The sequence below is a fragment of the Sulfitobacter sp. CW3 genome (assembly GCF_019392245.1).
Lineage (GTDB): Bacteria > Pseudomonadota > Alphaproteobacteria > Rhodobacterales > Rhodobacteraceae > Sulfitobacter.
Map to the genome: position 1 here is coordinate 379,604 of NZ_JAHXRL010000004.1, position 15,192 is coordinate 394,795.

Genomic DNA, 15,192 nt, shown 5'->3' on the forward strand with positions numbered 1-15,192 from the left:
CGCGGGGTGGTTTTCTCGCGTTATGATTGTATCCGTTGTATTGCTTCTCGTCTCTTTGGGTGGCGTCGTTTTGTCGATGTCTTCCCCCGTTTGGTCGGATGCTATTCTGATCGCGGGGCCCTGCGCCGTTGCAAGCATCGTCATTTTGTTTAGCGAAACGCGGAAATGGCGCACGAGGCAGGCCGCATCGGCGGGCAGGTTAATCGTGATTGACGGGTCTAACGTGATGTATTGGCGCGACGGCACGCCGCGTGTCGAATGCGTGCAGGACGTTGTTAATCATCTGAAAAAGCAGGGCTTTCATCTGGGCGTCATGTTTGACGCAAATGCGGGCTATCTTTTTTCTGGTGAGTATCGTGATGACAAGGCGATGAGCCGGCTGCTGAACTTACCACTGGAAAACGTGATGGTTGTGCCAAAAGGGACGCCCGCAGACCCATACATCTTGAATGCCGCACGCGACATGGGTGCCGTTATCCTGACGAATGACCGTTTCCGTGACTGGGCGGATGATTTTCCCGAAGTGCACCGACCTGGGCATCTTATCAAAGGCGAATACAGACAGGGTGAACTTTGGTTCGACTTCGCCACAGACGAAATCGCTCAACAAGCGGCCTAGGGCTGGCGGGCTTGCTGAGGCGGCCGATAACCCCGCCCTGTGTTTCGCAAAATGCAAAAGGGCCCGCGAAATACGCGAGCCCTTGATTGTCAAATAACCTAGGCGCTTAGCCTTTTTTCAGCACTTCACGGCCCAGCAGTTCTGCGATCTGCACGGCGTTCAACGCAGCGCCCTTGCGCAGGTTGTCGCTAACGCACCACAGGTTAATGCCGTTGTCGATTGTGCTGTCCTGACGGATGCGGCTGATGAACGTCGCGAAATCGCCGGCACATTCAACGGGGGTCACGTATCCACCGTCTTCACGCTTGTCGATCACCATGACGCCGGGGGCTTCGCGCAGGATGTCGCGGGCCTCGTTTTCGTCCAGGTGGTCTTCGAATTCGATGTTGATCGATTCGGCGTGGCCGACGAAGACAGGGACACGGACGCAAGTCGCGGTGACTTTGATTTTGGGGTCGACGATTTTCTTCGTCTCGACCATCATCTTCCATTCTTCTTTCGTATCGCCGCTGTCCATAAAGACGTCGATATGCGGGATCACGTTGAATGCAATCTGCTTGGTGAACTTGCGCGCAGGCTTGTCATCGGTCGGGTTGTAGATCGATTTTGTCTGATCCCACAGCTCGTCCATACCGTCTTTGCCCGCACCGGACACCGACTGATAGGTCGACACGACAACGCGCTTGATCGTGGCACGATCATGCAGCGGCTTGAGGGCAACAACCATCTGAGCAGTCGAACAATTCGGGTTCGCGATGATGTTTTTCTTGGAATACCCGTGGATTGCCTGCGGGTTTACCTCGGGGACGATCAACGGAATATCCGCATCATAGCGGTACAGCGACGAGTTATCGATGACCACGCAACCAGCCTTGGCGGCCTTGGGTGCGTATTTCTTGGTCGCCTCGGACCCTACGGCGAACAACGCCATGTCCCAGCCCGTGAAATCGAACGTATCAAGGTCTTTCGTCTTGAGTGTCTTATCGCCAAAGCTGACTTCGGATCCCATAGATTTGCGCGAGGCAAGTGCCACGATCTCATCCACAGGGAAGTGGCGCTCGGCCAGAATGTTCAGCATTTCACGGCCCACATTACCAGTGGCACCCGCGATGACGACGCGATAACCCATCTTAAAACTCCAATACTAAAATGTGATGGTGCGCGCGTCTTATACCGCTTGGCGGGGCGGGGAAAGGGGGTGCGCGTTAATGGGTTGTGTCACGCGAAAACAGATAGACAAACAACCCTGCGGCCATCATCCCGGCGAACAAGGTGAAAATCACGACATACGGTGCCTGCGCGGTGATTGCAGGTTGACTGGCACCAAAGGCGCGACCTGATAAAAACTGCGCCACGCCCACGCCGCCGATGCTGCACAGATTCAACAAGGTCATGCCCCGCCCGATAAGCTGAGGCGGTAGAAAGCTGCGCCCGTGCGAGATGATCACAGCATAGGTTGCGCCGAAAAAGCCGATAGCGGCCATCAGGAACGTTGCCAGTATCACACCGCTTGCTGGGAAAAAGATCAGTCCCAACAAGGCCAATAGGTTCAGGGTGGTGCCTGCGACGACGACCCATTTCGTGCTGCCCACCATGCGGTCAAGCGGGCCGTAGGCGAATGTACCGGCAACCATGGCCGCCCCCATTAACAACGTCGCCAAACCGATTTGATGCGCATCCGCGCCAAACACGTCTTCGAAATAGGGACCGATCCAAAGGCCCCGCAGCGCGCCCACTTGGGCATAGCTGACGGCCATAATCGGAAAAATGAACCACAACGCTTTGATCTTGAAAACCGCCAAAAGGCTGCCGCGCGCTTCGCCTTCGGGGGTGGCCGGGTCGTTCACCACCGCCCAAATGCCGAAGGCTGTCAGGCTGGTGATGGCGCAAAGCGCCCACAACGACGCGCGCCAGCCGATTGTTTCCGCGGCAATGGCCATGGGATAGGACGCCACAAGGTTGCCGCAGGTCCCTACGCCGACCATGACAGACGCCAGAACCACGAAACGGGCGGGCGGATATTCACGGGCAAAGATATAGTAAGACGCCATCAAGACAGGCGCACAGCCGATCCCGATCAAAACCATTGCAATGTGGATGTGCAGGGGTACCGTCGCCAAAGCAAACACAGCAGCACCACCGCCGCCGCCGATCAACAAAAGCGCTGCGGCCGTCCGGCGCGGCCCGACGGTATCCAGCGCCCACCCGACGGGCAGTTGCATGGCGGCGAAAGCAAAGAACCACAGCCCCGACGCAAAGGCGAGGTCCTCTGGCCCGGCACCGATATCGGACCTGAGCGCAGGGCTAAGGACAGCCAGAAAGGCGCGAAAAAACTGGCTAAGGATATAGCCCAAGCCCAGCAGGGCGATGCCGCGTGTCATTTGAGTGTATCATTCCATTTTGTGGCCAAGGACTGCGCTGCGTGGCTAAGGATCAGGATATCAGCCCCAACAGCGACAAAGCGCGCGCCTGCCTTGATCGCGGCATGGGTCATGTCGTCTTGGGTCGATAGGATGCCGGCAGCTTTGCCCGAGGCATCAATCTTGGCAATGGCCCCCATAATTGCGGCCATCACATCAGGATGTGTTGCATTGCCCATATGCCCCATATCGGCGGCAAGATCGGCGGGGCCGATGAACACGCCGTCGATCCCGTCAACTGCGAGGATTTCATCAAGGTTCTCAAGACCTTTGCGGCTTTCTACCTGCACCAAAAGGCAAATCTGTTCGTCTGCGGTCAGCCCGTAATCGGCGATCTTTGAAAACTGTGCCGCGCGGGACAAGGCATAGCCGACACCACGGTTGCCATGGGGCGGATAGGTAACGTCACGCACGAGCTGTCTGGCTTGGTCGGCATTATCAACCATGGGGACCAAAATGGTCTGCGCGCCTGCATCAAGGATTTGTTTGATCAAGTAGGTTTCGCCAATCGGGACGCGGACAACAGGATGGCTGGACGACGCTTCGAGAACTTGTAGCTGGGCGAGAATTGAGCGCAAATCGTTGGGGGAATGTTCGCCGTCGATCACAAGCCAATCAAAGCCCGCTGTCCCCATCAGTTCGGCGCTATACGGGTCGGCAAGGCCCAGCCAACAGCCGAAAACCGTTTTGCCGTTTTCGAGCGCTTGCTTGAACGGATTATGAGGGGCTGGCATGGGCGTGTTCCTTGGCAATGTAATTCAAACGCACACTAGGGTGATGAATTGACCACTGTCCAGTGGGGGCGCTGCCCCCGCCGCCATTTGGCGGCTCCCCCGGAGTTTAGTTGGCAAAATGAAAAGGTCAGAGAACCTTGATCACGTCCTTGTCGATGGCCAGCATATAGCCTCGGCGGGCGATGTTTTTAACCAGCAGTTCCGATACAATCTGATTGCCAAGTGTGTCGCGCAACCGCTTGATCCGCGTGGCACCTGCTGCTTCGTCACAGTCTGAAGCGTTGCGGCCTGAGATGACGCCTTCGATTTCTGACCCTGACAGAACATCATCGTCCATGCGCGCTTCGGCAAGGACGGACATGGTTTCCATCGCGGCGGCTGTCAGCTTGAAGCCGAGGTTGTTAAGATAGACGGTGTTTTCCTCGCGGCTGATGAGCAGGGAGTTTACTTGGATACCGACGCGTTCGATTTGGGCCATACGGCGGTTGAAGCCGACGAGCATGATCAGAAAAACGAGGGCGGCGATGAGCATTGCTGTGGCGAACACGAGCAAGACGATGATGACAATGCGGTAGCTGGCCAGTGTCTCGGAAAATGCGGTGCCGGATTGCGCGAGGATTTCGAGCAACTTGATTTCGGCTTGGGTTGTCAGGTCATCGTTTTCGACAAAGATGCGTTCGACCTGCGCATTAAACGCATTGGCATCGGGCAGGGCCCAGAGTAGCAGCCCTGCACCGATCAGCAAAATCAGCGTAACGGCGGCAATTCCACCGCCGACAAACCGGCCACCGGCGCGGCGCATCTCAGAAGCGGAGGAAGTTTGGTCCGGCACTGTCTTTCCTTTGGGTTAGTCCATCATCGCCAAACACCGAGACGATGTTTAGCAATGTCCAGCCGTTGGCCGCGAGGCGTTGTGACAGTTGGGCGTGGGCAGAGTTTATGCTGCACTCCCCCGTGATTTGCGCGACGCCGTAGTGGAGCCGCAGCGGGTTTTCCTGTTTCGCCTTATAATCCGCATAGCACCCGGCAGCCTGAACCGGCAAAGCGGCCAAGCTAAGGGCGGCGGTTATCACCAAGGTATATAGCGTGTGTTTCATGCCTGAAACTGTGCGCTTTTATGCTTGGGTATTCAATATCCATCGGGGCTGGGCGCGTTGATATCCGATAACATCGGGCTGTTATTGCCTGTCTGATGGAGGAGAGCCCAATTTGACCCCAGAGGCCGAAAACAGTTTTGGCTTTGCATGGGTCTGGACCCGTGCCCGTTTTGAAAGGATCAGACCATGTACCATAAATTTATTGCAACCATCGCCGCGCTTTCAATCGCGATCACCGGTTTAAGTGCGACATCAGCCGCGGCAGGGGATCGAAACCGTGATTTGGCGCGAATAGCGGCGGGCGTGTTGGGCGTGGCAATTGTCGGCAAGATTATTCACGACAATAACAAAGACCGTCAAAATCGTGAGCATGCCAATCAAGGTCACGTAAACCGCGGCCACGTCGTAACGCGCGATAGGGTACAACCACGGCCGTTGCCGCAGAAGTACCGCGAGCAGAAACGCCACCAGCGGCAAGACAGCAAGCTTTTGCCGCAAAGCTGTTTTCGAAGCTATGACACCCGTCGCGGTCAGGTGGTGATGTTTGGCAGCCGCTGTCTGCAGAAGAATTTCCGTCATGCGAACCGGTTGCCGCAGCATTGTGCGCAGACGATCAGAACGTTCCAAGGCACCCGCAGTGGCTATGATGCCCGGTGTCTGCGCGGTGCTGGATACAGTTTGGCGCGGGGGTAACCCGCGCTAAAGCCGGGGAACCTTGAGTTCATCCGGATTGAAGGGAGAGGTGTTCGGGCACTTCTCCCTTTTTAACGTTAGTCCGTGGCGCGGATGTGCGCCTTCGGCGAGGATATTGTTGAGCCAGAGAAGACCTAGGGGTTGAGAATCGGTGACGTCTGGGGTTTCAGGGCGGGATGGGACCAGATTTTGAATTCGAGAGTGACGCCTATACGCGCGGATATATGCGCGTTGCAGGAGTAGACGAAGTTGGCCGCGGGCCATTGGCCGGGCCCGTGACCGCGGCAGCTGTTGTATTGGACCCGTCCCGTATCCCCGATGGATTGAACGATTCAAAGAAGCTGAGCAAAAAGGCGCGGGAGCGTTTGTATGAGGAGATCATGCAAGTCGCTGATGTGAGCATTGCCCATGCATCGGTCGCGGAAATTGAAGAGCTGAATATTTTACGGGCCAGCCATCTTGCGATGGTGCGTGCGTTGGATGGGCTGAAACAGCCCGCTGACTTTGCACTGGTTGATGGCAATATGCTGCCGCGCGACCTGAAGATCAAAGCGCAGACCATCATCAAAGGGGATGCGCGGTCTCAATCGATTTCGGCGGCGTCAATCATGGCGAAAATATGTCGGGATCATGTCATGTTGTCATTGGCGCAACAGCACCCGGGCTATGGATGGGAAACCAACATGGGATACGGGTCAAAAAGACACATAGAGGCGCTTCGAAATCTTGGGGTAACCCCACACCATAGACGTTTGTTCAAGCCCGTACACAATATGTTGTATCAAGGAAAATAACTAACTAGTTGATTCAAAAAAGAAATTGACCACGAATCATCTGTCAGGGCATCTTAGTCTTAACCAAGAGCACACAATGTGCCGGGGCAGAGGCAGATATTATGAAGACGATGACAAAGGGTGCTGAGGCACTTCCCTTGAATACAATTATTGCGGGCGATTGCATTGATGCGATGAATGCGCTGCCCGAGGGATCAGTCGATCTGATCTTTGCGGACCCGCCGTATAACCTGCAATTGCGGGGTGATTTGCATCGCCCTGACAACTCGAAGGTTGATGCCGTCGATGACGCATGGGACCAGTTTGCGAGCTTTGCAGTATATGATGAATTCACCCGCGCCTGGCTTAAGGCCGCACGCCGGTTGCTAAAGCCGAATGGCGCAATCTGGGTTATCGGCAGCTATCATAACATCTTCCGTGTCGGTGCTGCGTTGCAAGACCAAGGGTACTGGATCTTGAATGACGTTGTTTGGCGCAAATCCAACCCGATGCCGAACTTTCGCGGCAAACGCTTTACCAATGCGCACGAGACGATGATCTGGGCGGGGAAAGACGAGAACGCGAAATACACGTTTAACTATGAGGCGTTGAAAGCGCTGAACGAAGGCATCCAGATGCGCAGCGATTGGGTTTTGCCGATCTGTAATGGCCATGAGCGTCTGAAAGACGACGCCGGTGACAAAGCACATCCAACGCAAAAACCCGAAAGCCTGCTGCACCGTATCTTGGTGGGTTCGACCAACCCGGGCGACGTTGTTCTGGATCCGTTTTTTGGCACGGGTACCACCGGTGCTGTCGCCAAGATGCTGGGCCGTGATTTCATCGGGATCGAGCGTGAAGAAGCGTACCGTAAGGTTGCTGAAAAGCGCATCAAGTCTGTTCGCAAGTTCGACAAAGAAGCGTTGCAGACCACAACATCCAAGCGGGCCGAGCCGCGTGTGCCGTTTGGCCAGTTGGTTGAACGCGGCATGCTGCGCCCGGGCGAAGAGCTATATTCGTTGAATGGTCGTTATTCGGCCAAGGTTCGTGCTGATGGCACGTTGATCGGTAACGAGGTCAAAGGATCCATTCACCAAGTGGGGGCCGCCTATGAGAAGGCACCCAGCTGTAATGGATGGACATACTGGTGCTACAAGAAAGACGGCAAACGCGTGCCGATCGATATCTTGCGCCAGCAAATCAGGGCGGAAATGGCCAACTAGGCCACGCCTTTTCACACAAGTTTTATGAACACCGCCGGTGCCCCGCGTCCTTCTGTATGAATGCACGCCTCAGGGAGCACTCACCTTGGCCCCGCCTGTTTGGCGGGGTCTTTTTCGTTGTGCGGCACCCTAGTGCAGACGCGGTTTTGTCTTTTTCTGGGCATGTTTGAAGGCATCCAGCACATATTGTTGGCCGAACTCTGACTTGTTCACGACATGCAGAACGCCAGCTGTCGCCGCCTTGGCCCACATAAAGGGGGTCGGCCAATCGCTGACCATGACCACAGCGATATGCGAGAAAATCTTGAGCTCTGCCAGTTCGACGGCGAAATCCGCGCCAAGGCCATCGGGCAAGTGATTGTCGAGCAAGATCACCGATATCGGGTATTTTGCCAATGTCTGCCGCGCCTCTCGCAGCGTCGTTGCCACATAGATCTGCGTGCCCGATATGTTTTTGTTGATCATACGGGTCATTTTGATTTGATCGAATGTGCTGTCTTCGATGATCAAGCAGGCAGGCGGCACCTTTGTGCGTTCGATGAATTGTGCGTTTTGCTGACGTGGCATGAAAACCCCCACCATGACCCAGAATGGTTTCAGCTATGGCAGACGCAGATTAAAAAGGCGTCAACGCGGGTAGGGGGTCGTCCCTTTGTTGTAGTTCGTCCAGTCCGTGATTTCGGGGTAATACATTTCGCGCCACTTACGAACGCGCGGGTTCATCACCCGTCGCCAGACCCGAGGCATCATCGCCATGACGGTCATCACCGGATACCCATAGGGCAATTGTGGCGCAGCCTCTTGGCCGTAATTTTGCAGCACCGGAAACCGGCGATCAGGTTTGTAATGGTGGTCCGAATGACGCTGCAAATTGATCAGCAGCCAGTTCGAGGCGCGGTGGGCCGCATTCCACGAATGACGCGGGTGCACGTGTTCATATTTGCCGTCGCCTAGATGTTTGCGGGTCAGGCCATAATGTTCAACGTAATTCACCAACTCAAGCTGCCAGATCGCGGTGCCGGCCTGTACCAAGAACAACAGTAGACCGACCCAGCCGCCCAATAGGATCGCCAGAAATAGGAACGTTGCTTGCAACGCCCAGTATCTGAAAAACGGGTTGCGCCGGTCGGTCCAAAGGCGGTCTTTGCGGGCCAACATCGCCTTTTCAGCGCGAAATGAGGACCGCAAACTTTGGCGCAATACGCGTGGGAAAAACCGATAAAATCCTTCGCTATAATGCGCCGTTACGGGATCACGGGGCGTGGCCACATAGCGGTGGTGCACTAGCAAATGTTCAGACCGGAAATGCGAATATAGAACCATCGCCAAAAGCGCATCGGCCCAAAACCGTTCGATCTTGTTCTTTTGATGCATCAATTCATGGGCGTAATTTATGCCAATGGTTCCGGTCATCACACCGACCCCAAAAAACACAAAGAATTTCTCCCAGCCGCCTAAATGGTCGGCCTGTGGCACATACCAAAGCAGCCCGAACAGCGTCAGAAATTGCGCGGGCATCCAAAGCAGCGTGATCATGCGATACCAAAAAAGATCGTCATCCGTTGCTTCGGGGTCGGCGTTATCTAGGTTCAGCCCCAGAAAACTGTCGATTATTGAAAACAAATACCACGTAACAATTGGCAAAAGCACAACAGTCCAGCCGCCGATAAAGGCGGTGATCCACACCAAGGGCACCAGCAGAAAGGACAACGCAAACGGCACGGCGCGTTTGATATGAGCCAACTGCTGGGGGCTGATGTCGGGGATCTTTGTGGTCATGCTGGTGTAGCCTTTAAAATCACTGTCTCATCATAACGTATTTGATCATGCACTGTCACTGTGGCTTGCTGCCGCTACCGGATTAAATCAAATGCCTTGCGCATGACCGTGGGCAGGTCGGACGGGCGGAATTGATCGGGTGCGATGAATTGGGCATCGGGATGCAAGATGTCTTGCGGGTTTGCGGCATACATGACGGTCAGCATCAGATGGAAATGGGTAAAGGTGTGGCGCACCTCGCCGGGCACGGTCTGCCAATCGGCGGCGGCGGGTGGCGTGCCTTGGGGTCGGTCCTCGCCGGCGTCGATCCAGTCGGAACCGGGCCACCCCAGCATACCACCCAGCAGCCCCTTGTCGGGGCGGGTTTCCAGCAACCATGCGCCATCATAACGCCGGGTTAAATACACGGTGCCGTGGCGGATGGGTTTGGGTTTTTTCGGGGTCTTTTTCGGCAGTTCGGGCGCAGTGCCACGTTGCCGCGCAAGACAAGGGGCGCGCCACGGGCATATGCCGCAAGCGGGGGATTTCGGGGTGCAGATGGTGGCCCCCAAATCCATCACCGCTTGTGCATAGTCGCCGGGACGGTCTGTTGGGGTCAGGGCGATGGCGTGGTCCATCAGTTCGGGCTTGGCTGCGGGCAGCGGCGTGTGAATATCGTAAATACGGGCCAGCACGCGCTCTACGTTGCCATCAAGAACCGCGTGGGGCAGATCAAACGCAATCGATGAAATGGCGGCTGCGGTGTAGGGGCCAATGCCGGGCAGCTTAAGCAGCTGGGCGTGATCGGCGGGGAACTGTCCGCCATGATCGGCAACCACAGCGCGGGCGCATTTCAGCAAGTTTCGCGCACGTGCATAATAGCCCAACCCGGCCCATTCCCCCATGACATCTGCATCTTGTGCGGCAGCCAGATCAGCGACCGTGGGCCAACGCGCGATAAATCGCTGAAAATAGTCGCGTACTGTGGCCACAGTGGTTTGCTGGAGCATCACCTCGCTTAACCATATGCGATAGGGATCGGGGTGCTGGCCTGCTTTCCGGTCCGCCGGAGCGACACGCCACGGCATTGTGCGGGCATGAACATCGTACCACTTCAGCAAGATGTGCGGTAGGTCGCTTGTTTCGTTAGTGTCACGCAATCTTTATGGCCTTTGCGGTGGGGATGGGCTGGCGATGCGGCGCAGTATCGTTATGTTGTGGCACATCGCTATAGTGTTAGCCGTTATTCACGAAAGAAAGATAGTCATGCCGCCGCGGCGTTCCAGTACAAAAGGGTTTAAACGCACAGATAGCCTGCTTTCGGCCAAGATCCGTCAGGCCAGCGAAACCCGTGGATTCGCGCAATCGCGTTTATTGACCCAATGGGCCGAGATCGTGGGCGAGGATGTCTCGTCGATCTCGAGACCGGTCGAGGTGAGCTATGGGCGCGCTGGTATGGGCGCGACGCTGACTTTGCTTACGACAGGGTCGAACGCGCCGATGCTGGAAATGCAAAAGGAACAACTGCGCGCCAAGGTGAACGCGGTCTACGGCTATAACGCGATCGCCCGCGTGCGGGTCACGCAAACGGCGGCGACAGGATTTGCCGAAGGACAAGTTGCATTCGAGGCAAAGCCCAAAACCCGCAAAGAACAACTGGATGACCCGATCATTCGCCAGCGCGCGACCGAAGCGGTTGGCGCAATGGGCGACGAAAGCCTGCGCGATGCCCTTGCACGTCTGGGCGAGAACATATTGAACAAGACAAAACGCTGACAAAGGAAATCAGATGAAACGCACTTTCCCTATTCTTGCGGCTGTGGCTGCCGTCGCCGTGGGCGGCTGGTTCGTATTTAGCGGTACAGACGCGACGAACAGTACCCAGCTTAACCCCATTGCGGGGGCCGCAAATGCACAGTCAGCAGAAGCAGCCGATGTGGATACATCAACGATTCAGGAAATGAGCCTCGGCAATCCAGAGTCTGCTGTGCAGATCGTCGAATACGCGTCGTTCACCTGCCCGCATTGTGCCGCTTTCGACCAAGGCGCGTACAAGCAATTGAAGGCTGATTATATCGATACCAATAAAATCGGCTTTACCTACCGCGAAGTATATTTTGACCGTTACGGTTTGTGGGCATCCATGGTGGCGCGTTGCGGTGGTCAGGAAAAATTCCACGGCATTGCCGATCTGATCTACAAGGGTCAGTCCGAATGGGTCCGCGCGGGTGAACCTGCCGCAATCGTGGAAGAGCTGCGTAAAATTGGCCGCCTTGCAGGGATCGAAAACGATACGCTCGAGGCCTGTTTGCAGGACGGCGAAAAAGCACAAACGCTGGTCGCCTGGTGGGAAGAGAACCAAAAGACCGACGATATTACCAGCACGCCAAGCTTTATCATCAACGGCAAAAAATATTCGAACATGCCCTATGCCGAGATGAAGGAAATCATCGACGCAGCCTTGGCTGACTGATGGCGGCCCCACTCGAAGGGCTCAAGGTAATTGAGCTGGCGCGCATTCTGGCAGGCCCTTGGGCCGGTCAGACACTCTCGGATCTTGGCTGCGAAGTCATCAAAGTGGAAAGCCCTGCGGGCGATGACACCCGGCAGTGGGGTCCTCCCTTTATTGAACGGGGCGATGATAAATCGGCGTCCTATTTTCATTCGGCCAACCGGGGCAAGGCCTCGGTTGTCGTTGACCTGACCACAGACGAGGGTCAGGCCAAAATGAAAGAGCTTTTGGCCGATGCTGATATTCTGATCGAGAATTTCAAAACCGGCGGATTGGCAAAATATGGCATGGACTACGCCAGCCTGTCCGAACAATTCCCCAAGCTTATCTATTGTTCGATCACTGGCTTCGGCCAAGACGGCCCCTATGCGCATCGCGCGGGCTATGACTTTATCATCCAGGGGATGTCCGGCCTGATGTCGATCACCGGAGAAGCGGACGGCCAGCCCCAAAAACACGGCATGGCGATCACGGATATTTTCACGGGTATCTACGCGACGACCGCGATCCTTGCCGCCGTTCATCAGCGCAGCCAAACCGGCGTTGGCCAGCATATCGATATGGCATTGCTGGACTGCGCTGTGGCCGTCACGGGCAATCAGGCGATGAACTATCTGACCACGGGCAAGGCCCCGCATCGCATGGGCAACGCGCACCCCAACCTGACACCCTACGAAGTGTTCGAATCCTCAGATGGTCATCTGATTATCGCGACGGGTAATGATGGTCAGTTCCAACGTCTGTGCCGCATGCTTGGGCTGGATGACATGGCCGTCGCCCCGGATTACGCCAAGAATGCCGATCGCGTGGCGAACCGCCCCGAGATGATCCGCCGGTTGAATGATGCGACGCGCCAGCGTACCCGCGATGATCTGCTGGCCGCCTGCGAGGAAAAAGGCGTGCCTGCCGGGCCGATCAACGACATGGAGGATATGTTCAACGATCCTCAGGTCATCGCACGTGGCATGAAAGTCGAACTGGACGGCGTGCCGGGCATCAGATCCCCCTTCGTGTTTTCAGGGGCCGAACTGGCGCTGCATCGCGCGGCACCCAAGCTAGGTGAAGATGATATTGGCTAGGCCGCGCGGGCGTTTTCTTTGAAATAAAACGGGTCGGAATTTTTTGAAAATTCCGGCTCCCTACGTGGGCTTGGGAAGTGCGTTCAAGGCTTGGATGATGGCGTTATCGTCGGCCATCTTCAACCGCACCGGCAGGGTGATCACCTTCATCCTGAATGCCGCCGGCAGGCGAACGGCGTCTTTTTCCGTGGTCACCAATTGCGCGCCCCTAACAGCGGCATCTGCTTCCAAGCGTGTCATCAGCGCGCGTGTCAGCGGCTGGTGATCATCCAGTGCCTCGGCGTGGACAATGTCAGCACCAAGCGCGCGCAGGGTGGCAAAAAACTTCTCCGGGTGGCCAATTCCGGCAAAGGCCAACGCCCGTGTATCAGACCAGTCCATGCCGGTTTGCAACGGCGCGAGTTCCGCCTGCACATGCGGCAGACCGGCGGGAAGCGGGGTGCCTTCAAACGTTGCCTGATCCGTTGGCGTACCAATGGAAAGCAGCACGTCTGCCCTTGCCAACCCCGTTTGCACAGGTTCGCGCAGGGGGCCGGCTGGCAGGCAAAGCCCGTTGCCAAACCCCTTGGCCGCATCCACCACAACGATGCTTAGATCCTGCTTTAGTGCCGGATTCTGAAAGCCGTCATCCAGCACAACAACGCTTGCCCCTGCAGCCGCTGCTGCACGGGCCCCTGCAGCGCGGTCCTGCGAAACCCAGACATCCGCAAAGGCTGCCAGCAGCAGCGGTTCATCCCCGACCTGCGCTGCAGAATGTTTTGACGGATCAACCAAAAGCGGCCCTTTTTCGGTGCCCCCGTACCCGCGGGAAACCACATGCGGGGTGTGGTAAATATTTCGTAGATGTTCGACCACCGCAATCACGGTCGGGGTCTTGCCCGTGCCACCTGCATTGATGTTACCAACGCAAACCACAGGAATATCCAGCTGCACGGGCGATCCATTTGCCAGACGCCGCGCCGTGGCTTTGGCGTATAACGCGCCAAGAGGCTGCAACAGGCGCGCGCGCCAGTCGGGTTTGGGCAGATGCCAAAATGACGGTGCGCGCTTCATCTGTGGGCCTCTTGCTGGTCAAGGGTTTCTTGGACCAGATCAATCACCTTGTCCGTCAGGGCCGCGCCCCGGCTGATCACGTCCCATCCTGCGTGGGCCATGACCGCCGCTTGATCCGGCGCGATCAAACGGCTGACGGCAGTCCCAAGGGCCGTTGCGTCGTTCACAATCCGGGCTGCCCCTTCCGCTGCAAGACGGGTGTAGGAGGGTAAAAACCGCCGCACCTTTGGACCATAAAGAACCGCTGATCCAAGGGCTGCGGCCTCGAACGGGTCACAGCCGCCGGGACCGCTGTGTAGGGAGCTGCCCAGAAAAGACACCGGTGCCAGACGATAGAACAGCCCGATTTCAGCCGGATCATCTGCCAGCATAATTTGCGTCGAGCTGTCCGGGTATCCCTGATCCCCCCACCTGAAAACGCGGAATTCCTGATCGGTCATGGTCTTGGCAAAACTGTCGGCCTGCCGAGGGTCGGCGGGCATCACAATCAACAGCAACCGGTGGGATAACCGCAACGCCTGACGATGTGCCCTCAGAACGGTGGAAAGCTCGTCTTCTAGGATCTGATTGGCAAACCAGACGGGCCGCCCGACCAAGGTGGCAGACAGATCCGCCATGTCAGAATCGATGCAAGGAAGCGCCTGCCCGCCTGGTTGAAGCGCAGAGGTCATTTCGATGTGATCACGCGAAAGGCCGAGACGGACCAGCCGTGTAAAGCCAGCGTCGGACCGCGCGAAAATAGCCGAGAAATGCGACAGTAAATCGAAGGTAAGATCGCCCATCCATCTGTCGCGGCGCCCGTCAAACCCGCCGCTGTCCGCATCGATCAAAAACAATGGACAGTGCCGCTGGGCCGCCGCCAAAATCAGGTTCGGACGCAGTTTTCCCCAGGCCCAGATACATGCATTGGGTTTCCAGTGATCCATGAATGCAGCCACGGACGTGGGGTGATCGTCAGGCAGATCGTCAATGATCACATCAGCATGTGTAGATGCCGGGCGTTTGGCTCCGGCATCGTCTTTCGGCAGGGTGATCAACACGCGCAGTCCTGAACGGCTGCGACACAGGCGCGTGGCAAGGTCTTGAATGGCCAGCAAGCTGCCGGGTTCGGGCGCGTGGCACCACACCAGTTCATCCTCCGGGCGTTCGGCCACAGGGGTGAACGGCGATGGGGAACCCCGCCCCGAATAGGCGCGATACGCTGTCAGCCCTAGCGACCGCGCCATGTGTG

Annotated in this window: 17 protein-coding genes; 7 read left to right on the top strand and 10 right to left on the bottom strand. The window is 56.7% G+C overall.

Going from position 1 to position 15,192, the window contains the following annotated elements; translation table 11 throughout:
• Window positions 1–22 precede the first annotated feature (22 nt).
• Window positions 23–619, top strand: a complete 597-nt coding sequence (locus KZZ06_RS11900) for a hypothetical protein (RefSeq protein WP_219580260.1) — start codon at window positions 23–25, stop codon at window positions 617–619.
• Window positions 620–725: 106 nt separating this feature from the next.
• Here KZZ06_RS11900 and KZZ06_RS11905 read toward each other — a convergent pair whose 3' ends face one another.
• From KZZ06_RS11905 to KZZ06_RS11925, 5 genes are all read right to left on the bottom strand, one after another.
• Window positions 726–1,748 carry an aspartate-semialdehyde dehydrogenase gene (locus tag KZZ06_RS11905; RefSeq protein ID WP_219580261.1) on the bottom strand — a complete coding sequence of 341 codons (1,023 nt, stop codon included), beginning with the start codon at window positions 1,746–1,748 and terminating at the stop codon, window positions 726–728.
• Between the two features lie 76 nt (window positions 1,749–1,824).
• Entirely contained in the window at window positions 1,825–3,000 is a 1,176-nt protein-coding gene (locus KZZ06_RS11910) for an MFS transporter (RefSeq protein ID WP_219580263.1), read from the bottom strand.
• Window positions 2,997–3,773 carry an aldolase/citrate lyase family protein gene (locus KZZ06_RS11915; protein WP_219580264.1) on the bottom strand — a complete coding sequence of 259 codons (777 nt, stop codon included), beginning with the start codon at window positions 3,771–3,773 and terminating at the stop codon, window positions 2,997–2,999. The genes KZZ06_RS11910 and KZZ06_RS11915 overlap by 4 nt, the downstream gene beginning before the upstream one ends.
• A 127-nt stretch (window positions 3,774–3,900) precedes the next feature.
• Entirely contained in the window at window positions 3,901–4,605 is a 705-nt protein-coding gene (locus KZZ06_RS11920) for a hypothetical protein (RefSeq protein ID WP_219580265.1), read from the bottom strand.
• Complete coding sequence (locus KZZ06_RS11925) at window positions 4,577–4,870, bottom strand: hypothetical protein (protein ID WP_219580266.1); 294 nt, start codon at window positions 4,868–4,870, stop codon at window positions 4,577–4,579. Before KZZ06_RS11925 ends, KZZ06_RS11920 begins: the two co-directional genes overlap by 29 nt.
• Before the next feature lie 186 nt (window positions 4,871–5,056).
• On the opposite strand from KZZ06_RS11925, the gene KZZ06_RS11930 reads away from it, so the two are divergent.
• From KZZ06_RS11930 to KZZ06_RS11940, 3 genes are all read left to right on the top strand, one after another.
• Window positions 5,057–5,563: a hypothetical protein gene (locus KZZ06_RS11930; protein ID WP_219580267.1), complete on the top strand. Its 507-nt coding sequence runs from the start codon at window positions 5,057–5,059 to the stop codon at window positions 5,561–5,563.
• Between the two features lie 176 nt (window positions 5,564–5,739).
• Complete coding sequence (locus tag KZZ06_RS11935) at window positions 5,740–6,357, top strand: ribonuclease HII (protein ID WP_219580268.1); 618 nt, start codon at window positions 5,740–5,742, stop codon at window positions 6,355–6,357.
• A gap of 101 nt (window positions 6,358–6,458) precedes the next feature.
• Entirely contained in the window at window positions 6,459–7,559 is a 1,101-nt protein-coding gene (locus tag KZZ06_RS11940) for a site-specific DNA-methyltransferase (RefSeq protein ID WP_219580269.1), read from the top strand.
• A 129-nt stretch (window positions 7,560–7,688) separates the two neighbouring features.
• Here the strand turns inward: KZZ06_RS11940 and KZZ06_RS11945 are convergent, their stop codons facing one another.
• The 3 genes from KZZ06_RS11945 to mutY all read right to left on the bottom strand — a co-directional run bounded on the left by KZZ06_RS11945 (window position 7,689) and on the right by mutY (window position 10,477).
• Window positions 7,689–8,126: a response regulator gene (locus KZZ06_RS11945; protein WP_219580270.1), complete on the bottom strand. Its 438-nt coding sequence runs from the start codon at window positions 8,124–8,126 to the stop codon at window positions 7,689–7,691.
• Window positions 8,127–8,186: 60 nt separating this feature from the next.
• Entirely contained in the window at window positions 8,187–9,338 is a 1,152-nt protein-coding gene (locus KZZ06_RS11950; RefSeq protein ID WP_219580271.1) for an alkane 1-monooxygenase, read from the bottom strand.
• Between the two features lie 74 nt (window positions 9,339–9,412).
• Window positions 9,413–10,477, bottom strand: a complete 1,065-nt coding sequence (gene mutY / locus KZZ06_RS11955; RefSeq protein WP_219580272.1) for an A/G-specific adenine glycosylase — start codon at window positions 10,475–10,477, stop codon at window positions 9,413–9,415.
• A gap of 106 nt (window positions 10,478–10,583) precedes the next feature.
• Between mutY and KZZ06_RS11960 the strand changes: the two genes are divergently transcribed.
• From KZZ06_RS11960 to KZZ06_RS11970, 3 genes are read left to right on the top strand one after another with little or no spacing between them, the layout of a single operon-like run.
• Window positions 10,584–11,093 carry a DUF721 domain-containing protein gene (locus tag KZZ06_RS11960; RefSeq protein ID WP_219580273.1) on the top strand — a complete coding sequence of 170 codons (510 nt, stop codon included), beginning with the start codon at window positions 10,584–10,586 and terminating at the stop codon, window positions 11,091–11,093.
• A gap of 13 nt (window positions 11,094–11,106) precedes the next feature.
• Entirely contained in the window at window positions 11,107–11,790 is a 684-nt protein-coding gene (locus tag KZZ06_RS11965; protein WP_219580274.1) for a DsbA family protein, read from the top strand.
• Entirely contained in the window at window positions 11,790–12,908 is a 1,119-nt protein-coding gene (locus KZZ06_RS11970) for a CaiB/BaiF CoA-transferase family protein (protein ID WP_219580275.1), read from the top strand. Before KZZ06_RS11965 ends, KZZ06_RS11970 begins: the two co-directional genes overlap by 1 nt.
• A gap of 60 nt (window positions 12,909–12,968) precedes the next feature.
• Here the strand turns inward: KZZ06_RS11970 and lpxK are convergent, their stop codons facing one another.
• Both lpxK and KZZ06_RS11980 read right to left on the bottom strand, forming a co-directional pair.
• On the bottom strand, window positions 12,969–13,961 hold the full coding sequence (gene lpxK, locus KZZ06_RS11975) for a tetraacyldisaccharide 4'-kinase (protein WP_219580276.1): 993 nt from the start codon (window positions 13,959–13,961) through the stop codon (window positions 12,969–12,971).
• Window positions 13,958–15,187 (bottom strand): 3-deoxy-D-manno-octulosonic acid transferase, encoded by a 1,230-nt coding sequence (locus KZZ06_RS11980; protein WP_219580277.1) that lies wholly within the window; start codon window positions 15,185–15,187, stop codon window positions 13,958–13,960. The genes lpxK and KZZ06_RS11980 overlap by 4 nt, the downstream gene beginning before the upstream one ends.
• Window positions 15,188–15,192: the final 5 nt, after the last annotated feature.